The organism is Pseudovibrio japonicus (assembly GCF_014651595.1).
Lineage (GTDB): Bacteria > Pseudomonadota > Alphaproteobacteria > Rhizobiales > Stappiaceae > Pseudovibrio > Pseudovibrio japonicus.
Genome location: NZ_BMXE01000004.1, coordinates 310,676 through 334,013 on the forward strand (window position 1 = coordinate 310,676; position 23,338 = coordinate 334,013).

Annotated in this window: 18 protein-coding genes; 10 read left to right on the top strand and 8 right to left on the bottom strand. The window is 54.0% G+C overall.

The genetic code is table 11. The features are described 5' to 3' along the window. Positions 1 to 50 precede the first annotated feature (50 nt). Positions 51 to 1,430 carry an HlyD family type I secretion periplasmic adaptor subunit gene (locus IE076_RS13025; RefSeq protein WP_209009084.1) on the bottom strand — a complete coding sequence of 460 codons (1,380 nt, stop codon included), beginning with the start codon at positions 1,428 to 1,430 and terminating at the stop codon, positions 51 to 53. Between the two features lie 186 nt (positions 1,431 to 1,616). Between IE076_RS13025 and IE076_RS13030 the strand changes: the two genes are divergently transcribed. Further along, positions 1,617 to 3,950: a type I secretion system permease/ATPase gene (locus tag IE076_RS13030; protein ID WP_209009085.1), complete on the top strand. Its 2,334-nt coding sequence runs from the start codon at positions 1,617 to 1,619 to the stop codon at positions 3,948 to 3,950. Positions 3,951 to 3,959: 9 nt separating this feature from the next. Here IE076_RS13030 and IE076_RS13035 read toward each other — a convergent pair whose 3' ends face one another. The 6 genes from IE076_RS13035 to tpiA form a co-directional block, all read right to left on the bottom strand. Next, positions 3,960 to 4,358, bottom strand: a complete 399-nt coding sequence (locus IE076_RS13035; RefSeq protein WP_209009086.1) for a hypothetical protein — start codon at positions 4,356 to 4,358, stop codon at positions 3,960 to 3,962. Positions 4,359 to 4,368: 10 nt separating this feature from the next. Further along, positions 4,369 to 5,796, bottom strand: coding sequence for a TolC family outer membrane protein (locus IE076_RS13040; protein ID WP_189437223.1), 1,428 nt, complete (start codon positions 5,794 to 5,796; stop codon positions 4,369 to 4,371). Positions 5,797 to 6,330: 534 nt separating this feature from the next. Further along, on the bottom strand, positions 6,331 to 7,185 hold the full coding sequence (locus tag IE076_RS13045; protein ID WP_209009087.1) for a VOC family protein: 855 nt from the start codon (positions 7,183 to 7,185) through the stop codon (positions 6,331 to 6,333). A gap of 23 nt (positions 7,186 to 7,208) precedes the next feature. Next, positions 7,209 to 8,837, bottom strand: a complete 1,629-nt coding sequence (gene pyrG / locus IE076_RS13050) for a CTP synthase (RefSeq protein WP_189437224.1) — start codon at positions 8,835 to 8,837, stop codon at positions 7,209 to 7,211. Between the two features lie 178 nt (positions 8,838 to 9,015). After that, on the bottom strand, positions 9,016 to 9,381 hold the full coding sequence (gene secG / locus IE076_RS13055; RefSeq protein ID WP_189437225.1) for a preprotein translocase subunit SecG: 366 nt from the start codon (positions 9,379 to 9,381) through the stop codon (positions 9,016 to 9,018). Between the two features lie 122 nt (positions 9,382 to 9,503). After that, a complete protein-coding gene (gene tpiA, locus IE076_RS13060) occupies positions 9,504 to 10,253 on the bottom strand; it encodes a triose-phosphate isomerase (protein ID WP_189437226.1) in 750 nt (249 codons plus the stop codon). A gap of 245 nt (positions 10,254 to 10,498) precedes the next feature. Between tpiA and IE076_RS13065 the strand changes: the two genes are divergently transcribed. From IE076_RS13065 to lexA, 6 genes are all read left to right on the top strand, one after another. After that, positions 10,499 to 12,385, top strand: coding sequence for a SurA N-terminal domain-containing protein (locus IE076_RS13065; protein WP_189437227.1), 1,887 nt, complete (start codon positions 10,499 to 10,501; stop codon positions 12,383 to 12,385). Between the two features lie 143 nt (positions 12,386 to 12,528). Further along, positions 12,529 to 13,566 (top strand): anthranilate phosphoribosyltransferase, encoded by a 1,038-nt coding sequence (trpD, locus tag IE076_RS13070; protein WP_189437228.1) that lies wholly within the window; start codon positions 12,529 to 12,531, stop codon positions 13,564 to 13,566. Positions 13,567 to 13,579: 13 nt separating this feature from the next. After that, the gene (trpC, locus tag IE076_RS13075; RefSeq protein WP_189437229.1) at positions 13,580 to 14,371 is read left to right on the top strand and encodes an indole-3-glycerol phosphate synthase TrpC; all 792 of its coding nucleotides are present in this window, start codon (positions 13,580 to 13,582) and stop codon (positions 14,369 to 14,371) included. A 55-nt stretch (positions 14,372 to 14,426) separates the two neighbouring features. After that, positions 14,427 to 14,930, top strand: a complete 504-nt coding sequence (gene moaC / locus IE076_RS13080; RefSeq protein ID WP_189437230.1) for a cyclic pyranopterin monophosphate synthase MoaC — start codon at positions 14,427 to 14,429, stop codon at positions 14,928 to 14,930. Beyond that, positions 14,927 to 16,141 (top strand): molybdopterin molybdotransferase MoeA, encoded by a 1,215-nt coding sequence (locus IE076_RS13085; RefSeq protein ID WP_189437231.1) that lies wholly within the window; start codon positions 14,927 to 14,929, stop codon positions 16,139 to 16,141. The genes moaC and IE076_RS13085 overlap by 4 nt, the downstream gene beginning before the upstream one ends. A 249-nt stretch (positions 16,142 to 16,390) precedes the next feature. Next, positions 16,391 to 17,113, top strand: a complete 723-nt coding sequence (lexA, locus tag IE076_RS13090; protein WP_189437232.1) for a transcriptional repressor LexA — start codon at positions 16,391 to 16,393, stop codon at positions 17,111 to 17,113. On the opposite strand, the gene IE076_RS13095 is transcribed toward lexA, so the two are convergent. Then, positions 17,009 to 19,561: a ComEC/Rec2 family competence protein gene (locus tag IE076_RS13095; protein WP_189437233.1), complete on the bottom strand. Its 2,553-nt coding sequence runs from the start codon at positions 19,559 to 19,561 to the stop codon at positions 17,009 to 17,011. The genes lexA and IE076_RS13095 overlap by 105 nt on opposite strands. Positions 19,562 to 19,685: 124 nt before the next feature. Between IE076_RS13095 and gltX the strand changes: the two genes are divergently transcribed. The 3 genes from gltX (at position 19,686) to IE076_RS13110 (ending at position 23,277) form a co-directional block, all read left to right on the top strand. After that, positions 19,686 to 21,110, top strand: coding sequence for a glutamate--tRNA ligase (gene gltX, locus IE076_RS13100; protein WP_189437234.1), 1,425 nt, complete (start codon positions 19,686 to 19,688; stop codon positions 21,108 to 21,110). Between the two features lie 231 nt (positions 21,111 to 21,341). After that, positions 21,342 to 22,634: a citrate synthase gene (gene gltA / locus IE076_RS13105; RefSeq protein WP_189437235.1), complete on the top strand. Its 1,293-nt coding sequence runs from the start codon at positions 21,342 to 21,344 to the stop codon at positions 22,632 to 22,634. A gap of 190 nt (positions 22,635 to 22,824) precedes the next feature. After that, on the top strand, positions 22,825 to 23,277 hold the full coding sequence (locus IE076_RS13110; protein WP_189437236.1) for a hypothetical protein: 453 nt from the start codon (positions 22,825 to 22,827) through the stop codon (positions 23,275 to 23,277). Positions 23,278 to 23,338: the final 61 nt, after the last annotated feature.

Below are 23,338 nucleotides of genomic sequence, written 5' to 3' on the forward strand. Positions count from 1 at the left end.
CCCTTTTTCCTACGATGTTTGCCCCGGTATTCTGGATGAGCCATATCGCATTACCGTTCTCTAAGCGCCTCCTCACGCACACGATTAACCGGCTTAAGAATGTAGGAAAGCACACTCTTTTCTCCGGTAAGAATATCGACGGAGGCGACCATCCCCGGTAGAATAGGGAGTTTCTTGTTGCGACTTTCTAACTCCGCGCGGCTGGTTGTGACGATTACGGAGTAAAACTGCTCATGAGTAATTTCATCGTAAACAGTGTCTGTAGAAATTCCTTCAACTTTACCCTCCAGCCCACCATAAATTGAAAAGTCATAGGCTCTCAGTTTCACAAGAGCTGGCTGGCCCGGGTGGATAAAGGCAATGTCCTGCGGCTTGACCTTGGCCTCCACCCGCAAAGACTCTTCAACCGGCACAATGGACATCAACGGCTGCACAGGTGACGCCAAACCTCCAACTCGACTAGCATCAGCCCTGTAGACAATCCCATCCATAGGAGCACGGATCACCGCGTGATCAACCGTGTCACTTGCTAGCGTGGAAGCTGCGGCAATAATAGTATCAAGCTGCGCCTGAACCTCTCTCAGTTGCGTACGCGCGGTCTGCCGAAATTCGGTATAAAGCGTTTCAATCTCCTGCTCCGCCTCTTCAACAGCTGTTTTCAAACGCCCTTCCGCGACCCGAAGCGCATTAATCTGCCCCTCAAGATCACCAATCTCCCGCTGTAGCTTCAGCATATCGGTTCGCGGAACAATCTGCTTCTCCGCAAGAGGCGCTTTCAGTTCTCGCTCTTCGTTGGCAAGGCGCAGCAGGTCAACAAGCTTACGCGTCTGGCTTTGGGAGGCCTCCAGTTCCGTAATGCGCTGTGCAACACGGGACTGTTTGATCGCAACTTGTCCCTTCAACCCTTCCAGACTGGCCTGAAATAACGAAAGCTCCGAAGCAACAACCTTTGAGGCTTGTTCCTGATACTGGTCAGAATAGATCAGCTCCTCACCACGCTCTGGCCATACGGACTGGAACTCAAGACGCTCCCGAGCAATCTCCAGTGCCAGCTGCTTTGCAACCAACTCCCCCAGATTGGCGGAGAACCCGGTATCATCAAGGCGGATGAGCACATCCCCTTTGCTCACCAAATCGCCTGTCTTGACCAGAACCTCCTGAATGACGCCCCCTTCAGGGCTCTGAAGAACCTGTATTTTTGCAGAGGGAATAACCCGTCCATCCCCGCGTGTTACCTCTTCCAGCTGTGTCACACTCGCCCATACAAGAAAGGCAATCAGAAGCAATCCGATCAGGACGACCAAAACCCGCACCCGTGTAAATGCTGCAGACTCCAGCCCTAGAGATACCAGCGCAGCCCCGCGTGGAAGCCGCGGGACGGTAGATCCTGATCCGAGCCACTTTCGGATCAGTCCCTTCAATTTCCGCACCAGCGCCTTCGTTTTTTGCTTCAACTGCTTAATCGTTATCAGATGCAAACAGGATCCCCCTAGAAACTCCCCAACAAGTTCCAGAGGCACGCCGCCGACCGGAATCAAGCTATCCTTACCAAAGGTAACCCTCCTTGTTTTTTCTGAATACTACAGGGAGTTATTGCGGAGATTTGCAGGTTGGAAGTGACAAAGACGGCAGAGGCACAAGAACAGAAAGAAGAAACGCCTCCCTCCCAGAATAAGGAAGGGCCAGACACAGCTGATGCGTCTACCACTCCCGAAAATGAAGAACCGCCTAGTAAGCCACCGGCACCCGAGAAAGAACCAGCAGCCAACACGGAAACCAAACCACTCTCTGACGCCAAGCCACGCGTAGACAAGGAGCCCCCGAATACTCAGCAAACAACTGGCACCGAGTTAGACTCCCTGCGCGGATGTCTGGAAATCCTGCTGGTTCAATACAATATGTCAGCCAACTCAGAAAACCTGATTGCAGGTCTTCCCTTGGAGAAGGGCAGGCTCACAGATGACTTGCTGCAAAGAGCGCTGCAACGGGCAGGTTTTTCGACCAAGTCATTCCATCAAAACCTGACAGACGTCTCCTCCCTTCTCTTTCCCGCCATCCTCCTGCTGAAGTCAGGAGGTGCGCTGGTTGTTCTGGAACGATACGACGAGCAATCCTACGCCATCGCTCTGCCTCATGCAGATGGTGGAGCTGTTCTGGCAAAACTTGAGGAGTTGCAGGAACTCTGCAGCGGTAAGGTGATTGTCGCAAAGCCGTTTTACAAACCCAAAGCGGCGCCAGAACCAAATGCGGCAACAGAGAACGCCCATTGGTTCTTCAGTGGTATCAAGGCCGTTGCCCGTGACTACGCCTTTGTTGCACTTGCAGCAGCCTTCATTAATCTACTTGCATTGGCCACACCGCTTTTCACCATGCATGTCCTTGACCGCGTGATACCCAACTCTGCGTTCCCCACACTCTGGGTACTCACCCTCGGTGCCATTGGTGCACTGGTGTTTGACCTTCTTTTGAAATCCCTGCGCGCATCGCTCATTTACTTTGCAGGCAAGCGCGCTGATTTGACTATCTCTTCCAAGCTATTCGATCAGGCCATGAACCTGAACATGTCACACCGCCCCCAAAGCACCGCTGGCTTCCTCAATGATATGCGCGAGTTCGAGACGATTCGCGAGTTCATGACATCTGGAATGATCGCAGCCATCACCGACCTCGCCTTCCTAGGGATATTCCTGAGCCTGATCTGGTACATCGGCGGCCCCATGGTCTACCCCCTCCTCGTTGCGATCGCAGGCACCGTCACAATTGGCATGCTCATGCAGATCCCTTTGAAGAAGGCAGTCAGAACGACCGTTACCGACGCATCCCTGCGCAATACGCTCTTGTTCGAAAGCCTCTATGGTCTGGAAACGATCAAGCTCCAACGCGCAGAAGGCCAACAACTGAACAAATGGGAGACAGCAACCGCCTCCGCAGCCTCTGCGCAGAACAAAGTCAGAGCATTTTCCAGCTGGGCCACCAATCTCACTGGCTTCCTACAGCAGCTGACCACCATTGCCCTCTTGGTCACCGGAGCCTACCTGTTCTCAGAAAAGCTGATCTCCATAGGTGGGATCGTCGCCTGTCTCATTCTGGGCGCACGAGCTGTTACCCCGCTCGCAACGCTCACAAGTTTCCTCGCGCGCTTCCAACATGTCAAAGACGCCTACAGACGGCTTGAGGCCATAAACCAGCTGCCAAGAGAACAACCCTGGGCTTCCTGGCACCTGAGCAAAACCATAGATGACGGGCAGATCACCCTAAAAAATATGAGCTTCACTTACCCCCATGGAGCAAAACCGGCACTGCGAAACCTGAACCTCTCCATCTCCTCAGGAGAACGCATCGCTATTTTAGGTCCAGTCGGCTCCGGCAAATCCACTCTGGGGCGGGTCCTAACCGGCCTTTATGCGCCCGAGGCTGGAAGCTACTCCATTGACAGTCTGCACCATCAGCAATACGCGCCGACAGAACTGAGAAGATCAATCAGCTACATCGGTCAGGATGCCAGCCTTTTTTCCGGCTCAATAAGCGACAACATAAAATTCGGACGGCCTGAAGCATCAGATGCGGAGCTGATCAAGGCCAGCGAACTCGCCGGAGCGTTGGAATTCATTGACGCCCATCCGCACGGCTTTGCCCGAATAATTGAAGAAGGAGGCAGAGACCTCTCCTGCGGGCAGAGACAAAAGCTGCTCCTAGCTAGAGCATTTATGAACTCACCCAAAATCCTTTTTCTGGACGAGCCAACAGGGATGTTGGACAGCCAAAGCGAGCAGCAATTCATCAACGCATTGTCTTCTGCGATCAAGCCAAAGCAAACCCTGATTATCGCAACACACCGCACGGCACCGCTTGCCTTGGTCGACAGACTGATCATCCTCGACAAAGGCCGCATTCTCGCCGATGGCCCCAAGGACAAAGTCATCCATATCCTCGCAAAAAGAACCGGATGATCTGAAAAGCTAATATTCGCGCATATACTCGCGAAAACACAAGCAGCGGTTGACCGCTTCATTATCCCACACACCCTCTTTCATATACCCAAGAGCAACCCCGCACCAATCACGGGCCTCGAGAGCCCAGTCAAACCGGAGCTGGTCAATACTGCTTTGCTGCGCTGAGACCACCACTGTGTTCGCTTCCTCAAAATAGTCGCGCACGCGAACGGAGATTTCTTTATGCAGCTCCCCAGGGTGCTGAAGATTAAAATCGTAACAGACCCCGCCACGGAAATAATCTGGAGAAGCAATTGAATAATCGGCACTCTTCGCTTCTGTTCCACAGAGAAGGAACAGGATAAAGACCACCAGGAAGAGAAGGACCAGATCACCAGCCGGCCGCATAATCCTGACTTTACTCATGAGCCTCCCCTCATAGTTTTGGTTTAGGCTTGGCAACAGGCGTCCCGCGCACCCAACGTGCAGTCACACCAGGCAACGCTTTGCCCGGTAACCAGTCGTCAGTTTCTTTGTCATCTCGCACTTTGCGATAACCAGCTTCTGCCTGAGACGGTGGCTGAACATCAAACGTTTCCAGCAGACCACCCATTGCAGCAAGCAAGCGATAATTGGCGAACGCCTGCGCATAACGTGCCGATATCTCGCTAACTTCCGTAAAAAAGACAGTGTTTTGCGTGTTCAGAACATCCAAGAGCGTCCGCTGTCCAATCGTGAACTGGCTTTCATAAGATATAAGAAGCTGCTGAGAGGCAGAAAGTTGCTTTTTGATGAGTGCCAGCTGCTTGGACAGCTCCACCCTCCTGATCCAGGAAGCCCGTGTTTCCCGCTCAACCTCGCGGTAGGCGCGCTCTGACCGCATGCGTGCCTCTCCCGCCCGCTCTACCTGTTCCGCCCGCCTGTTTTTTGTAATATTGCCGTTAAAGAGATTCCAACGCATCACAACCAGCGCCGCTGCCTGATTGTTCACTCCAGGAAACCCATTGAGATTCTCACCAAGACGGGAAGACACCTCCAGATCAAATCTCGGATAATAGCCCGATTCCGCAATCTTGATCTCCGCATTGGCCGCATCAATGTCAGCTTTGCGAGAGGCAATCAGCGGATTGTTGCGCCGCGCAACATTCAAAACATCTGCAAGCGTACCGGGTATGCGCGGCGTAACGCTGGGAACCCCGCCCAGATGCCCGATCGGCTTACCGACAACCTCAATAAAATTGGCTTCCGCCAGTTCCAACTCTTCAAGAACCTCCTCCAACGCAAGCAGTGCTGCAAAAACCCGTTCAGTGGCCTGCTGCACGTCCGCGACAGAAATAACACCGCGAGACAACCCCGCCCGCATATCCGCGGCAACTTTGTTGTGATAGGCAATGTTCCGGTCAGCCGATTGCTTGACTTCCGACAGCCGGGCAACTTCCACATAGGCACGCACAGCGCTGAGCCCAACAAACTCGGAACGCTCCCATACCCTGAAAGAGGTGGAATCCAGCCTTGCCCGCTGCCGCTCAATCTCATAGGTCGTCGCAAAGCCATCAAAGATCTTCTGGCGCCCGTAAGCTCTGACCTCATAGGGACCAAAGAAGAACTGGCCCCGCTCGCGGGTGAAACTCCGGTCCGCCCATTCCGTTCCCCCACGAAATTCAAGATCTAGACGCGGCAACCACTCGCCTTTCGCCTGTTTCAACTCAAAGCCGATCGCGTTGCGATCAAACACCGCTTCACCAATTTCCGGATTGCTATAGACGGTAAGATTCACTGCGTCTCGAAGAGACATTCCGTAACCTGTTCCGCAAAACAGATTCACGGCGGCAACGCCAAGAATGAGAGGCGTCAAGAACTTCATACAAACGCCCTCTACGCAATACTAAACACAACTGGGCAACAGGAGCTATAAATTACCTGTTTTTAATAAATTGTCATTCCTCACGCAATTAAGTGTAATAAATATCAATAACCAGAAAAGTAATGGCAACTAAAATTCAATAGACATTTCACAAAAGATGGTCATTTATACTTATAGCGCACAAAAGAACCAAATCTAACTGCAGTTATAATGCTATCCCGCCAACTCAGAACCACACTGTTTTAACCTGAGAAAACTGCGTAAGAACTCTGCTTAGGCCGCTTCGCGCAGGAAGTAAGGCTTCGCCAGCACCAGATCTGGTGAAACACAAACGCTGCAAACCCGCAGGCATATCCGGCACAATCAAATGAAGCACAAGAAACACATCAGAATATTGAAGGGCACTTCTGATTATCTGGAGGCATCCTGAGCATTAGTCCGGGCGGGCGTAGAGCAAATCGCCAATCGTACCCGGCTAGTGCACGAGCCCAAAGAATAAACCCCGGAAGTTTCGCTTCCGGGGCCAAAAATTATTTAGCTACAAAAGACCGCAACACCGGCCATCCTGTCAGGTTCAATCACCCAGAAGTCACCGTATTTACGCCCGCCCAAAGCTTGCGCGTAGGCCCCGAACTTCTCAGGGTCATCAGCTTGAAAGCCCAAAGCGGCCAGCTTGAGACCTCTGCGGTCACTCGGAGCGCGAACCCCGAAAAGACTCTCATAAGCACTCGGAGACAGAACTTTGACAGTCCCGCGCGCCGTTACAATCTCAACACCGAGACTGGAAAGCCGCGCAGTGCGCTCACCAATAAAGGCCTTCAGGAACTCATGGTGGTCCGCGGGATCATCAGCCACAAAGACAACATCGCTCAGAGCACTCACAGTGTTCGGGTGCCTCTGATACTCCGCCTTCCAGAAGTTTTCCGGAAATTTGTTGTGACAGGTAAAGAAGCCCATCTCGATGCTGAGCGGATCCGTGGTGAACGTCAAATCAAACGCAACCGGACGCTCTTCGCCTTCAGGGGTTACGGCAATCCGCTCAAAGGAAAAGGGAGCATACTCCTGAAGACCCGCGGCACTATACGCCTTGCGGTCATCCGCAGCATTCGCACTATCCAGCACGAACATGGCGCCCCCCTCGCCCTTCAACAGAAAGTCACGGTTAAACGCCCCAAAGGAGAAAACGCCGTCACTTGGCTCAGTCAACTCGGCACCTTCGCCGATGGCCAGAACCTCAAGAAAACTTCCATCCAGTTGAACAAGGCGGTTTTCAGTGCCCCATGGATGACGCGCAGTTGGCGTTACCCTGAATCCAAGCTGTTCCCAGTGTCTTGCCCCCTCCTGCAAGGAGTTTACAGCAAGAACGATGTGGTCAATTCCCTTGGTCAAAGCGTTTCCCCCAAAACAGCAAGTTAAACCAGACGGCTGTTATCGAGCGCCGCACCTACAAAGGAAGAGAACAGCGGATGTGGCTCAAACGGACGCGATTTCAGTTCCGGGTGATACTGAACACCAATGAACCAAGGATGCCCCTCAATCTCAACAGTTTCAGGCAGAACACCATCAGGTGACGTACCAGCGAAGATCAGACCGGCATCTTCCAGCTTTTCGCGGTAGCTGATGTTCACCTCATAACGGTGACGGTGACGTTCGGAGATCTCAGTAGACCCGTAAATCGCAGCAATCTTACTATCAGCCTTCAAGACCGCATCATACGCACCAAGACGCATGGTACCGCCCAAATCACCTTCAGCATGACGCTGTTCTTTTTCGTTACCGCGGGTCCATTCGGTCATCAGGCCGACAACAGGCTCTTTTGCTGCACCGAATTCTGTTGAACTTGCATCTTTGATGCCAGCCAGATTACGGGCAGCTTCCACCACAGCCATCTGCATACCAAAACAGATACCGAAGTAGGGAATGTTATTCACGCGCGCATGGTGTGCAGCCGCGATCTTGCCTTCAGAGCCACGCTCACCAAAGCCGCCAGGAACGAGAATACCGTTGACATTGGCAAGGAACTCGCTTGGATCTTCCTTCTCAAAGACTTCAGATTCGATCCACTCAAGATTGACCTTGACGCCATTGGCAATGCCGCCATGCACCAGCGCTTCAATCAGGGATTTATAAGCATCTTTAAGAACAGTGTACTTGCCAACAATCGCGATGGTGACTTCACCCTCTGGGTTGAACAGAGTTTTCACGATGCTTTCCCAACGGGAAAGATCAGGAGCTGGCGCACCCGTAATGCCAAACGCATCCAGAACCTGCTCATCCAAACCTTCCTTATGGTAGGCCAGCGGCACTTCGTAGATGCTCTTAGCATCGTAAGCCGGGATAACAGCTTCTTCGCGTACGTTACAGAACTGGGAAAGCTTGCGGCGCTCATTCTCAGGGATCTGGCGATCACAACGAACCATGAGAATGTCTGGCTGAATACCAATGGACCGAAGCTCTTTAACAGAGTGCTGGGTCGGCTTGGTTTTCATTTCACCGGCGCTGGCAATATAAGGCAGCAGTGTCAGGTGAATGTAGACAGCCTGTCCGCGCGGCAAATCGTTGCCCAACTGGCGGATTGCTTCAAAGAATGGCAGGCCTTCAATGTCACCAACCGTACCGCCGATCTCGCAAAGCACGAAATCATAGTCTTCGTTACCATCCAGAACAAAGTTCTTGATCGCATCGGTCACATGAGGAATCACCTGCACGGTCCCACCCAGGTAATCACCGCGGCGTTCCTTGGCAATAATGTCCTGATAGATGCGGCCAGTGGTAATGTTGTCCTGCTTGTTTGCCGGACGACCAGTGAAACGCTCGTAGTGGCCCAGATCCAGATCGGTCTCAGCGCCATCATCGGTCACGTAACACTCACCATGCTGGTAAGGGCTCATGGTGCCGGGATCAACGTTCAAATAAGGGTCAAGTTTACGAAGCCGAACCTTGTATCCGCGCGCTTGTAAAGCCGCACCAAGAGCTGCGGAGGCAAGTCCCTTCCCGAGAGAAGAAACAACACCACCGGTGATGAATATATACCGTGCCATGGATCGCTACCACGTTAGAAAGGGCGGACTTATCAGTAGGGATGCGCACTTGGCGTGGCATTTGATAATCCGATACCCTGGATATTTAAGATATGTCTGAACGCACGAATGACGGACACTGCACAGGCGTGCGGTGCCGTCAAACGCATATTTTGAACTGTTTCTGCTTTACAGCAGATTACTGAGCAGGTGGAACCTGCGGGCCGGACGGCTCACTTTGCTGCTGCAGCTGGTCCAGAAGACCGTTGCCACTGCCCTGCTCGGTACCTTGAGTGGCAGAACCGGAAGGAACCAGATCAAGCAAGGAACCTGGACGCTCGTCGTAACGCGCCAGCAGAGAAAGAGCGAGTGAAGTTGCAAAGAAGCAGATAGCAAGAATTGCAGTACCGCGTGTCAGCATATTCGCTGTGCCACGGCTGCTCATCACGCCACCGCCACCGCCACCGCCAATACCCAATGCGCCGCCTTCAGAACGCTGAAGCAAGACCATTGCTACCAGTGCAACGACGACCATCAGGTGGATAACAATCAGAACGGTTTCCATAGGTATCCGTAGGTTTAATGAATTCGTTAATCGGCCTTCTAACCGAATTTGCTGCGCCTTTCTACCCTAAAGGCGCAGCAAATTGGTGGACTGCGAACAATAATCTTACAATCAGGCGAATATTAGTCGCGATAAGCGGCGGCAATCCCAAGGAAATCCGCAGCTTTCAGGCTAGCACCGCCAACCAGTGCACCATCCACGTTTTCAACCGCAAGCAGTTCTTTTGCATTGGTTGGCTTCACAGAGCCACCGTAAAGGATGCGCATCTTGCCGCCAATCTCATCACCAAACTGCTTGATAAGCGTTGCGCGGATTGACGCGTGAACTTCTGCAACATCAGCTGGAGTTGGCGTCAGGCCAGTACCGATCGCCCATACAGGCTCATAAGCAATCACTGTGTTCTCCGCAGTTGCATCAGCTGGGACAGAGCCAAGAACCTGCTTGGTAACAACATCAAGTGTCGTACCGGCGCGGCGCTCGCTCTCAACTTCACCAACACACACGATCGCAACCAGACCAGCGCGGTAAGCAGCTTCTGCCTTTTCGCGCACGTCTGCATCAGATTCGCCATGATCTTCACGGCGCTCGGAGTGACCGACAATCACGAACTTACCACCGGCATCGCGGATCATCTCTGCTGAGATATCGCCTGTATGCGCACCGCTTTCTTTTGCATGACAATTTTGCGCACCGATCGCAATCTTGTCCTGGGAAGCCAGCTGAGCAACCAACAATGCTGGCGGGCAAATCAGAAGCTCTACTTTTTCGGCAAGTGCTGCGTCGTATCCAGCGCCCATTGCTTCCAGCTCTGCTGCAGAAGCTTTGGTGCCATTCATTTTCCAGTTACCAGCAACGAGTGGCCGATTAGTCATTTGATAGGTTCCCCAAATATGAATTCTAGATTCCCAAATGGAATGGGTGCTCACTAGCAGAAAAAACACTTAAGTCACATAGCCGATTACCGCTAGTGGGATGAACTTCGTATCCGCGACCGAATCTCACAGGCTTTATGTTGTGTAAACTTGCCCCACGGCAAAAGGAACACTATTATCGTTCGGCCTTGCATGCGCGCGCGGGCAAATTGCTCCGCGCCTTCAACAAGAGAACGGATACAATTATGCTCGACGCGCTACGTAATAGCGTAGGTTCCTGGTTTGCAAAACTCCTGATCGGCCTTTTGGTGCTCAGCTTTGCAGTTTGGGGGATCGCTGACGTCTTTACCGGAAACAGCTCTGCAACGGTCGCCTACGTGGGTGACGAGGAAATCTCAGCTGAGGAATTCCAACAAGCTTACACACGCGAACTCGACCAGCTGTCAGCCCGCGTCGGCCAGCCTGTCACACAGGAACAAGCCGCTGCGTTTGGCCTCCCTGCACAGGTACTGGGTCGCCTTATTGCCGAAGCTGCGCTTGATAACGAAGCAACAAAGCTGCGCATCGGCGTTTCTGATGAAGCGATCATCCAAACAATTCAGGAGACACCAGCATTTCAGGGTGTAAATGGATATGATCGCAATCTTCTGGGGCAGGTCCTCTATAGCCTGGGCATGAGCGAAGACGAGTTCGTGATGCAGCAGCAGCTTGTAGCTGAACGTCAACAGCTCGCTGAGGCCATCATTGGTGGCATTACTGTTCCACAGGCCATGCTCGAAGCATTCGACAAATATGCTATGGAAGAGCGCACTGTAGAATATTTTGTTCTCTCGCAGGATTCCCTGACAGATGTCCCAGCTCCAACCGAAGAGGAACTTAACGCCTTCTTCGAGGAGAACAAGGACAACTACCAGGCGCCTGAGTACCGCAGTGCCACATTGCTCGAGATCACCGCAGACAACATCGCAAACCCGGAAAACGTGACTGAGGCGGAAATCGCACGCGAATACGAGCGCACCAAAGACCGCTATCAGACTGACGAACAGCGCCGCATCTACCAGATCCCGTTTGCTACAAGGCAGGAAGCGGAAGCCGCTGTTGTGGAGATGGATTCCGGCAAAACCTTTGAAGATCTGATGAATGAGCGCGACCTGAGCGAACAGGACGTCGATCTCGGACTTATGAACAAGGCCGGCTTCCTTGATGAGAAGATTGCAGATGCTGCATTTGCACTCGACGAAGGTCAAGCCAGCGAAGTAGTTGAAGGCCAGTTCTCTACCGTGGTTCTCTTTGTAAAAGAAGTCCGCCCAGCCAGTGAACAACCACTTGAGGCAATCAGAGACGAGCTCCGCAACAATGTTGCTGCGGCAAAAGCCACTGACGAAGCCGAAGAGCTGTATAACGAGGTTGAGGATGCCCGCGCAGGCGGCAACACACTTCAGGAAATCGCTCAGCGTCTGGACCTGAACCTGATCACCACTCCATCCATTGATGCATCAGGTCACAACGAAGCAGGCGAACCTGTTGATCTTCCGGTCACGGATGTCCTGACGCCTGCGATCTTCGCAACCGATATCGGCGTGGAAAACGATCCACTTGAAATCGGGCGCAGCGGGCACGTCTGGTACGAAGTCAATGAAGTCACACCTGCCCGCGACAGAGAACTCTCAGAAGTAAGAGAGACCGTTATCGCCGACTGGACAGCAGCACGCAGAGCTGAGCTTCTGGAAGAAAGAGCGCAAGCCCTGATTGCTGACACTGAAGCTGGAAAGCCTCTTTCAGAAATCGCAACTGAGGAAGGTCTGACAACTGTCATCTCTGAGCCATTCACCCGTAACGGCGGCGTAGAAGGCCTGTCCGGATCCGCAGTAACAGCTGCTTTCTCCGGACCAACGGGCACAGCAGCTCAGGTTCCTGGCAACAATGAAGACCGGATCCTTCTTGTCCTCACGAACACCACCGCTCCGGCATTTATGAGCGAATCTGAGAACGCGCAGCGTATCAACTCACAGCTGTCAGGCGCACTGGAAAGCTCCTTGCTGAACCAGTTCATCAACCAGCTGGAACAGACAGAAGGCGTTCGTGTAAATCAGGCGGTCTTCAATCAGATAACTGGACTTAATCGCCAGTAGGCAAATCCTTGTCGAAAACAAGCCCGGCACACTTATTAGTGTGCCGGGCTTTTGTTTATCTCCTAGACAGCCCTGTTAAAGCTATCTAATAGTTAGCCTTTGTGCACACTAAGGAATACTAAGAGATTGAGGGGGTTTTCTCCGTGAGCAATTTAAAAAGTCTCATTGGAAGCGTCGCTGACGGAAACGCGCTGGACCGATCCCAGGCCCGAGAGGCTTTCGAGATCATCATGACAGGCGCCGCAACTCCTGCTCAGATCGGCGGCTTTCTCATGGCTCTGCGCCTGCGCGGCGAGACCATCGACGAAATCTCCGCCGCTGTAGAGACCATGCGCGCCAAAATGATCCCGGTAAAAGCTCCTGATCATGCAATCGACATTGTCGGAACTGGCGGCGACGCATCTGGCTCCTACAACATCTCAACTTGTACAGCCATTGTTGTTGCAGGCTGCGGCGTCACCATTGCTAAACACGGCAACCGGTCCCTCTCCTCCAAATCCGGTTCAGCAGAATCTCTGGCCAACCTTGGCATCAATCTTGACCTGAACCCAGACGGCATCAGCCATTGCATCTATGAAGCTGGCATTGGCTTCATGTTCGCGCCAAACCATCATAAGGCCATGCGCCATGTTGGCCCTGCCCGCATAGAGCTGGGCACCAGAACAATCTTCAACCTGCTTGGCCCGCTCACCAATCCGGCAGGTGCAAAACGCCAGATGACCGGCGTATTTGCCCAGCAGTGGGTCGAACCGCTCGCCAATACCCTGAAGGAACTGGGCACCGAAAAAGCCTGGATCGTCAACGGCTCAGACGGTATGGATGAAATCACCACCACCGGCTCCACGTTTGTGGCCGAGCTGAAAGATGGCGCCATCAACACCTTCACCGTCTCGCCGGAAGACGCAGGCCTGCCGATAGCTCAACCAGAAGACCTGAAAGGCGGCGACCCGGAAGAGAACGCGCATGCCCTGCGCGAAGTCCTGCAAGGTGCAAAAAACGCCTACCGGGATATCGTCCTCTTCAATTCCGCAGCCTCCCTGATCGTTGCAGACAAAGTGACCACCCTGCCAGCTGGCGTTGCAATGGCCGCACAAGCCATCGACACAGGCGCTGCCCTCTCACGGCTGGACAAACTCGTTGAAGCCTCCGACGCTGCAACGGCTGCCAACATGACACTCTAAGACCACGGATCCCATGTCAGATATCCTGAAAAAAATCGAAGCTTACAAACGTGAAGAAATTGCCGCTGCGAAAGCGCAAACTTCATTGGCCGATCTGAATGAGGCAATCAAGGCAGCAACCCCGACCCGCGGTTTCGCCAATGCACTGAAGGCCAAACACGCAAACGGCGACTACGCGCTGATTGCGGAAGTAAAAAAAGCCAGCCCGTCCAAAGGCCTGATCCGTGCAGACTTTAACCCGCCTGCACTTGCTAAAGCTTATGAGAACGGCGGCGCAGCCTGTCTTTCCGTCCTGACGGATACCCCATCCTTTCAGGGCAAGCCGGAGTACCTCGTCGCAGCGCGCGAGGAAGTCTCCCTGCCCGTCCTGCGCAAGGACTTCCTCTATGACACCTATCAGGTCCATGAAGCGCGCGCCTGGGGCGCAGACTGCATTCTGATCATCATGGCCGCAATCGACGACGTACTCGCAAAAGAGCTGGAAGACACCGCTTTTGAGCTTGGCATGGATGCCCTGATCGAGGTGCATGATGAAGCTGAACTGGAACGCGCACTGAAGCTGACCTCCCCGCTCGTCGGCATCAACAACCGCAACCTCAAAACTTTTGAGACATCTCTGGAAACCAGCGAACGTCTTGCGCCACTTATCCCTGATGACCGGATCATCGTAGGAGAGAGCGGCCTGTTCACGCCGCAGGACCTGTCCAGGATGGAGAAGTCCGGCATCTCGACTTTCCTCATCGGCGAAAGCCTGATGCGGCAGGACGATGTAGAAAACGCAACAAAAGCGCTGCTCAAACGCTAATACAGCCGCTAAGCACGGGCAGTTACCTGAATAGATTGTGTCGAGAGGCAAGAAAATGTCAGAACCTTCTCCAAAACTCACTCACCTTGATGACAGTGGTGCCGCTCATATGGTCGACATCTCGGAGAAAGAGGTCACCTCACGCATCGCCCGCGCAGGCGGACAGGTGAAAATGCAGCCCGAAACTCTCGACATGATCCTCTCTGGAAACGCCAAAAAGGGTGACGTACTCGGGACCGCACGTATCGCAGGCATCATGGCAGCCAAGCGCACTCATGAGCTGATCCCTCTGTGCCACCCCTTAGCACTTTCCAAGGTTCAGGTTGACTTTACCCCAAACCCGGAGCTACCGGGCATTGAGGTTGAGGTCTTCGCCAAAGTCTCCGGCCAGACCGGCATCGAAATGGAAGCCCTCACAGCCGCCTCCGTTGCCTGCCTCACAATTTACGACATGGCAAAAGCAGTTGACCGGTCCATGGAAATCGGCGAGATCCGCCTTCTGGAGAAAAAGGGCGGCAAGTCCGGTCACTATCTGGCTGAGGAGGATAACTCCAAATGAGCCTGATCAGCATCGAAGAAGCCCTGGACCGCCTTTTAAAGGACGTTAAACCAACCTCAAGCGAGCAACGACCATTGCTCGAAGCAGGTGAACGCGTGCTTGCAAAGGACGTCGCCGCAACACGCACCCAGCCTCCATTCAGCGCTTCCGCTATGGACGGATACGCCGTAAAAGCCGCAGACACGACCAATCCCGAGACCCCACTAAAAGTCATCGGCGAAGTCGCAGCCGGGTACAGTTTCGACGGCACAATGCAGGCTGGCGAAACCCTTCGCATCTTCACCGGCGCCCCAGTACCAAATGGCGCCGATGCAATCCTAATCCAGGAAGACGCCCGCCGCGACGGCGACAACCTTTATTGCCAGGAAAGCGTTCCAGTCGGCAAATTCCTCCGCCCAGCAGGACTGGACTTCAAAGAAGGTCAGGTACTCCTGAAAGCAGGCGACGAACTCGGCTTCCGCGAGCTTTCCCTTGCGGGCGCAATGAACCACGCCGCCCTACCAGTGCGCAAAAAGCCCATTGTCGCGATCCTTGCAAATGGTGATGAACTCGTAGAGCCCGGTCAAACACCCGGCCCGAATCAGATCATCGCCTCCAATCAGGTCGGCATCGCAGAATTCGTCAAAAACTGCGGCGGCACCCCAATGATGCTGGGCATTGCACCAGACCAGCCTGAGGAAATCGCGACCCGCGTCAAGCAGGCAATCCAAGCCAAGGCTGATGTACTGGTAACCCTGGGCGGCGCCTCTGTTGGAGACCATGACCTCATTCAGGACGTGCTTGGCGCAGAAGGCATGGAGCTCGGCTTTTGGCGCATCGCAATGCGGCCCGGCAAACCGCTTATGGCAGGCTCCCTCGGCCCCATGAAGGTGCTCGGCCTTCCCGGCAATCCAGTATCCAGTCTTGTCTGTGCCTTCCTCTTCCTCGGCCCATTGCTTGACAAACTCCTTGGTCGCTCAGTACCCCAGTCCAATCAAGGCGTTATCCGAGCAACGTTGACCTCCGATCTGCCTGCGAACGACCAGCGGCAGGACTATCTGCGTGCCAGCCTGCTCACTGACGAGTATGGTGACCTTACGACGCAGCCATTCAGCAAACAGGATTCTTCAATGCTCGCTTTGCTGGCAAAAGCAGACGCCCTGATCATCCGCCCTCCACACGCACCGGCTGCAAAGGCGGGTGAAAAAGTGGACCTGCTCAAGCTACGCTAAATCCGGGCGCAACGAGTGGGCAACCCCTGTCCACTCACCCACTAAAATCCGAATCCCCCAGTTCTTGCAGGGCTTAACCTCAACAAACCCATTGCAGAACACAATGAGAACAGGTAGAGTACGTTCGTGTTTTGTCCTTCCAATCGCAGAAGTTGAAGTCTTTCAGCTTCTTGGAAGTGCAATTCATTAATGGGTCATCCGTGGCCACTCAATTTCAATCTGCGCTTTACGAGCGAACGGGGATAAAAGATGCTTACACAGAAGCAACACGAGCTTTTGATGTTCATCCATCAACGCTTGAAGGAAGCTGGCGTTCCACCATCCTTCGACGAGATGAAGGACGCGCTGGATCTCCGTTCCAAATCCGGCATTCACCGGCTCATCACAGCTCTGGAAGAGCGCGGCTTCATTCGCCGCCTGCCAAACAGAGCCCGCGCATTGGAAATCCTTAAACTGCCTGATTCAATTTCTCCGGGTCTCAAGCCCGCAGGCAAGGAAAAAGGCTTTGCGCCTGAAGTCATTGAAGGCTCCCTGAACAAGAAGGTCGCAACGCCTCCTCCGCCGCGCACCCCGTCGCCAGATGAAGTTCCAACTCTGGAAATTCCGGTCATGGGCCGCATTGCAGCTGGTGTACCGATTGAGGCAATCCAGACACAGAGTCATTCCATTGCCATGCCTGCTGATTTGATGGGCCGTGGCGAGCATTATGCGCTGGAAGTCAAAGGCGACTCCATGATTGATGCCGGTATCTTCGACGGGGATACCGTGCTGATCAAGCGCGGCGATGCTGCTGATAACGGCGAAATCGTTGTCGCCTTGATTGATGATGAAGAAGCAACCTTGAAGCGCCTGCGCAAAAAAGGTGCGTCAGTCGCGCTTGAAGCGGCCAACCCCGCCTACGAAACTCGCATCTTCGGCCCGGGCCGCGTCCGCGTTCAAGGCAAGATGATCGCGCTCTTCCGCCGCTATTAAATCATTGGTTGCCTGAGGCAATATCGGATTCCAAGGTCTGCGCTGAGCATGATATGCCCAGCGCACTTTTTTTATCTTATTCCCACTTTCTGCGTCCCTTGAAAGCCAGATATAAGCTGAGCCTCGCGCTCCAAAGGTTTGCTGATCGATCACCAGTTCCGCACGACAGGAAGGCGGAGCCTGAACCTGTGTTACCACAATGGTTGCAAGTCGGCAGTCGGCCTCAATAGCATCCACCGTCTTGGGCTGCGCCAGTAAGACCGGTTCCCCACTTATTCTCTCTTGCCGGGGTGACAGCTGCGGGGATACCTTCATGACACAGCCTCCGTCATCGCAAGCACGATCTGGCGCGCGCGCCTTATGTGCCTTGAACGCTTGTGCCGAGTATCCCCCGGCCCGCAGCAGGCTGTCTGCCGCAAATGACATGCGCGAGGAGGTCAGCCGAAATGCGCCGTCCTCGCGGTAAAACGCAATGTGCTTGCCTGCATCCGCCACCACCACATCCGGCGGCCTGTCTGCAACAAAGGCCAGAAAACCTGCCGCAAACACAGGGGCGGAAAACCATTTCAGTCGCAAGGGCATCACACTCAGCTGCACAATCGCGAGGATTACCAGCAGGTAGCCTGTAAGGCTAGCAACCCCGAGGCTGGTCAACCCCTCACTGAGAGAACTCACAGCATAGGCAGCGCGCAGCACCAACGCCAATCCCGCCTCCATCCCGTGCAGGAAGAAGGCATCCGCGCCCAGCGGGATCGCCAACAAGCTCAGGAGTCCAAGGGGCATAACCACAAAGGTCACGACCGGCATGGCAAGGATGTTACCCAAAAGGCCATAGGGCGCCACCTGCTCAAAATGCATCGCTGCAATAGGAGCCGTGGCAGCCCCGGCGATGAGCGAGGTCAAGCCGCAAGCCAGCACCCATTTTAAAGCAGTTCGCCCAACCTTTTGAAACCATGACGCTTTTTCATAACCAAGCCGAGTTCCACTTCCTAACAACCAATCCTTTCCAAGGGAATAAGCCGAGAGTAAAGCCAGCACGGCGATGAACGACATCTGGAAACCGGGTGCCAGAACTTCCTCCGGCCGCAGGCTCAAAAGCACAAGGCAGGCAAGTGCCAGACCGCGCACACTGAAGGCTCGCCGCCCAAGCAGCCCCGCACATAATATCAGCACCGCCATCAGATAAGCCCGCTGTGTTGCCACAGAAGCTCCTGATAAACCGAGATAAACCGTTGCTGCTGTCAGAGCCGACAGACTGGCGTAAACGTGAATATGCCCTTTCAGTGCAAGTGTCTGGCTGAGGGATAAGGCCAAGCGCACCGCCAGAAACACCAGCGAAGTCACCAACCCCATATGCATACCGGATATCGCAAGCACATGAGCTAGGCCGGCCTTGCGCAAAGCATCCTTGTCATCGACGGCAAGATAGTCCCGCTTGCCCACAAGCAACGCAACAGCGAAGGAGCTTTCCGGGCTGTTATCCAACACCCGCCGAATACGCTGCGCAATGCCACTGCGCACATACTCCACTACCTGCCGGAAACTCGTCCCCTCAGGCCCCGGCGTCACAACCGGCTTGGAAAGCGCATAGCCCACTGCCCCAATCCCGCTAAAAAACGCTGTGCGGGCAAAATCATAACCTCCCGGTCGCACCACACCGCCGGGAGGCAATAATCGCGCTTTCAGCTCCATCCTGTCCCCCATCGCGGGCGCAGTTTTCATTCCCTTGATGCTGAGCCGAATACGAAAAGGAAACGAAGTTGTCCTCCCTGTCGAATACGAGACCACCTCAGTCAAAATAACCGAATACGCGCTCTTGCCTGATTGCTTCACCCCGGCAATCACACCCTCCACTTTGCGCGTGACAGGACGCTCCAGTGGGTCGCCACGGGCATATTCAACCCGCAAGTCAGCAAGAAAAAAGCCCACGGCAAAAAACAGAAGCGCAAGCAAACCGACCGACAAGCGCCCCACTCTCCATCTATGAAACACGAATATTGCCAATAAGATACAAGGAGTTCCGCTTAAAACACTGTAAGGCTCGGCAGGCAGTGAAAAGTAAACCAGAACACCCGCCAGATGACTGAGCGCGTACCAGACAAGACCCTGCCCGCGGCTCCAGTCCTGCACGAGAGCAGCACGGGTATAAGTCATCACTGCGGGCCAATCGGGCCGCAGTACAAAACGCAGCCCCTCAAGCAAGACCTGCCACAGCCTCCAGAAGCTAACCGACTGTTTTTCTTCAGGAACTGCCACATTTGCGTCGGTATGTGCGTTTTTTGCGTAAATTTGCGTTTTGGTGCGTTGCTGTGTGGGCCGCTCTTGCAACGCAACATAGCTGTCAAAGGCACCAGCAGAAAACTTATCCCCCTTCACGCAAAGCTCGCCTATTCTGGGAGCACGGCCACCAGATTGCGTCTTGCCTGAGGATGAGTGTTCCTCCCGCACCCTTAAGCCCTTTCTGCCACTTGGGAACTTTTCAATGCTATGGTACACAGCGCGCAGAGCTACGGCGCCCCGCCGTAATTACCCCAAACTATTCGAAGTAACTTGAAACTTTTCCGGACAAACAATGACTAAACCTGTCGTCACACGCATTGCTCCGTCTCCGACGGGCTACCTGCACATTGGCACTGCTCGCACAGCGCTGTTTAACTGGCTTTACGCCAAGCATCACGGCGGCAAAATGCTGCTGCGCATTGAAGACACTGACCGCGCCCGCTCCACCGAAGAAGCTGTTGAGGCCCTGATGGATGGCCTAAGCTGGCTCGGCATGGACTGGGATGGCGATGCAATCTCCCAATACGAGCGCGCAGACCGCCACCGTGAAGTAGCTGAGCAGATGGTCAAAGGCGGCACTGCCTACTACTGCTACAGCACACCGGAAGAAGTGAACGCAATGCGCGAAAAGGCCCGCGCAGAAGGTCGTCCGCCGCGCTATGACGGTACCTGGCGTGACCGTGACCCGTCCGAAGCACCGGAAGGTGTTTCCCCGGTAATCCGCCTGAAAGCCCCACTGGAAGGTGACACCATTGTGGAAGATCAGGTTCAGGGCACAGTTAAGTTTGCCAACAAGGATCTGGACGATCTGGTTCTGGTGCGCTCTGACGGCAACCCAACCTACATGTTGGCCGTTGTGGTGGATGACCACGACATGGGTATCACCCACATCGTGCGCGGTGACGACCACCTGACTAATGCTGCCCGTCAGACCCTGATCTACAAGGCGCTGAACTGGGACGTCCCTGTCATGGCACACGTACCATTGATCTACGGCCCGGACGGCGCAAAGCTTTCCAAGCGCCACGGCGCAACCGGTGCAGAAGCGTACCGTGCTATGGGTTACCTGCCATCTGCCATGCGCAACTATCTGGCCCGCCTCGGCTGGGCTCATGGCGATGACGAAATCTTCTCCACCGAGCAAATGATCGAGTGGTTTGGTCTGGACGCCATCGGCAAGTCACCGTCCCGCTTCGACTTCAAGAAGCTGGAGAACCTGAACGCTCACTACATGCGCTCTGAAAGTGATGAAGAGCTGCTCGGCCACTTCCTCACCTACCTGACCGATGTTGAAGGCGGTGCAGACGTTATGGCGTGGCTGGCTGGCGACGGCAATCAGGACAAGTTCATGGCTGCTCTTCCAGGCCTCAAAGAACGCGCAAAAACCCTTGTAGAGTTGCAGGAATCTGCGCGCTATCTTTGGGTCCAGCGTCCTTTGGATCTGGACGCAAAGGCAGAGAAGATCCTGAGTGAAGACGCTCGCGCTATTCTTGCAAAAGTTCTGCCCGCATTGGAAAACCTCGACCAATGGACAGTGGACAGCACTGAAGCTGCCGTAAAGGCTGTCGCAGAGGCAGAAGAGCTGAAACTCGGCAAAGTTGCCCAGCCACTGCGCGCTGCACTTACAGGTCGCGGGACATCCCCAGGCATCTTTGATGTACTTGCAGTATTGGGAAAAGCCGAATCTTGCGCACGTATCCGCGATTTTGCGGCATAATTCACTGAATTCTAATAAAAACTACCGCTACAAATGCCAGTGCATCGTAGCGGTAGTTACACTTATAACTAAAAGCGATGGTTGCGGACGCTTGCCCCGTCGCGGCAAATGATATAGGCAGTTCCTCGACAACACTCTCTTCCGGGCGGAAACGTCAGATCATGCGATGTATTCAGTTGTACACAAATGAAGCAGGTCGTATGAGGAGATACAAAATGGGGGTTGCCTGATATGAGCGACAAAACAGCGAAACTGACTATTGGAGATGACAGCTGGGATTTTAAAATCCAATCTGGCTCCATTGGCCCTGATGTCATGGACATCGGATCGCTTTACAAAGAAACCGGTCACTTCACTCTGGACCCGGGTTTCACTTCAACCGCCTCATGCGAATCCAAAATTACATACATCGACGGTGATGCAGGTACTCTGCTTTACCGTGGTTACCCGATTGAACAACTCGCCGAGCATGGCGACTTCTTGGAAAGCTGCTACCTGCTGCTGTATGGCGAACTGCCAACACGCGCAGAAAAGGACGACTTTGTTCATCGTGTAACCTACCACACCATGATCCATGATCAGATGAGCTCCTTCTTCAAAGGTTTCCGTCGTGACGCCCACCCGATGGCAGTTATGACCGGTACCGTTGGAGCAATGTCTGCATTCTACCATGACAGCACCGACATCGCAGATCCGCACCAGCGTATGGTTGCGTCCCTGCGCATGATCGCCAAGATGCCAACCATCGCTGCCATGGCCTTCAAATACCACACCGGCCAGCCATTCGTTTACCCAAGAAACGATCTGGACTACGCATCCAACTTCCTGCACATGTGTTTCTCTGTGCCATGTGAGGAATACAAGGTGAACCCGGTTCTGGCCCGTGCTATGGACCGTATATTCATCCTGCATGCTGACCACGAGCAGAATGCGTCCACCTCGACCGTACGTCTTGCTGGCTCTTCAGGTGCAAACCCGTTTGCATGTATTGCAGCTGGTATTGCATGTCTGTGGGGTCCATCCCACGGTGGTGCGAACGAAGCAGCATTGAACATGCTCTCCGAAATCGGTTCTGTTGACCGGATTCCTGAGTATGTTGCACGTGCAAAAGACAAAAATGATCCGTTCCGCCTCATGGGCTTCGGTCACCGCGTCTACAAAAATTACGACCCACGCGCACGCATCATGCAGAAAACCTGTCATGAAGTACTTGCTGAGCTGGGCCACCAGGATGATCCGCTTCTCGAAGTGGCAATGGAACTGGAAAAGATCGCTCTTAACGATCCATACTTCGTTGAGAAGAAGCTTTACCCGAACATTGACTTCTACTCCGGTATCACTCTGCGTGCTCTGGGCTTCCCAACCACCATGTTCACCGTGCTCTTCGCGCTGGCTCGTACAGTCGGCTGGATCGCACAGTGGAAGGAAATGATTGAAGACCCAACCCAGCGCATCGGTCGTCCGCGCCAGCTTTACACTGGCCACGCCGGGCGTGAATATCAGCCAATCGACCAGCGCCGCTAAGCTTTGCGACGCGATCGTAGCTGAAAAATTACTCGACGAAAAAGGAGGCACTTTGCCTCCTTTTTTATTTAAAAATACCGGCACGAAGCAAGCAATTGCCAACCATAAGCCCTGTTAGTTCTGTTCATGCCTGAGCACATCCCTATCCTCAATGCCGGACCAAATATCCCGCTCGAGGAAAGGATGCTTTATGCGCGCTGCCCCCCTACCGTTTGTTGCAGTCTTTGCACTCGTTACTGCAGGCCTGACGTCTCCTTTAGGAGCAAACACAGACGCCGCGCAAGCCTCACGAAATATCAGTATTTCTGAGCTGAGCATGCAGGACGGCTCACCTGATGCCTCCGTCTGCACGCAGCGCTATGGCAACGGGTATACGGTTTCCCCTTCCCAGGACGCCCCAAGACGCATTTTTGTCAGCGATCAAGGCCACACCATTACTCTGGTGGACCGCAGCGAGATTATGGGACAAGGCATCTTTGCCGAGCACGACCGCTTCATGATGACTTTCCCGCCGGACACAACTGAAGAAATTGAGGTCACCCAGTTCGTGACTGGGCTGATCGGCGGCGACGCCTACAGCGGCGTTTTCACAGACGGCACCTGCACCGGTAAGATCATGGCAGGCCCCTGGATGACGCCGTAACGTGCACGAGCCAGCTCGTGCAGCCGCGGAGCCTACAACCACCGATAGCCACCGATTTTCC

Coding starts and splice junctions, on each gene's coding strand:
- gltX (WP_189437234.1), top strand. CDS start 19,686: ATGACTAAACCTGTCGTCACACGCATTGCTCCGTCTCCGACGGGCTAC.
- secG (WP_189437225.1), bottom strand. CDS start 9,381: ATGGAAACCGTTCTGATTGTTATCCACCTGATGGTCGTCGTTGCACTG.
- IE076_RS13065 (WP_189437227.1), top strand. CDS start 10,499: ATGCTCGACGCGCTACGTAATAGCGTAGGTTCCTGGTTTGCAAAACTC.
- trpC (WP_189437229.1), top strand. CDS start 13,580: ATGTCAGATATCCTGAAAAAAATCGAAGCTTACAAACGTGAAGAAATT.
- IE076_RS13085 (WP_189437231.1), top strand. CDS start 14,927: ATGAGCCTGATCAGCATCGAAGAAGCCCTGGACCGCCTTTTAAAGGAC.
- IE076_RS13110 (WP_189437236.1), top strand. CDS start 22,825: ATGCGCGCTGCCCCCCTACCGTTTGTTGCAGTCTTTGCACTCGTTACT.
- tpiA (WP_189437226.1), bottom strand. CDS start 10,253: ATGACTAATCGGCCACTCGTTGCTGGTAACTGGAAAATGAATGGCACC.
- IE076_RS13040 (WP_189437223.1), bottom strand. CDS start 5,796: ATGAAGTTCTTGACGCCTCTCATTCTTGGCGTTGCCGCCGTGAATCTG.
- pyrG (WP_189437224.1), bottom strand. CDS start 8,837: ATGGCACGGTATATATTCATCACCGGTGGTGTTGTTTCTTCTCTCGGG.
- moaC (WP_189437230.1), top strand. CDS start 14,427: ATGTCAGAACCTTCTCCAAAACTCACTCACCTTGATGACAGTGGTGCC.
- IE076_RS13035 (WP_209009086.1), bottom strand. CDS start 4,358: ATGAGTAAAGTCAGGATTATGCGGCCGGCTGGTGATCTGGTCCTTCTC.
- lexA (WP_189437232.1), top strand. CDS start 16,391: ATGCTTACACAGAAGCAACACGAGCTTTTGATGTTCATCCATCAACGC.
- gltA (WP_189437235.1), top strand. CDS start 21,342: ATGAGCGACAAAACAGCGAAACTGACTATTGGAGATGACAGCTGGGAT.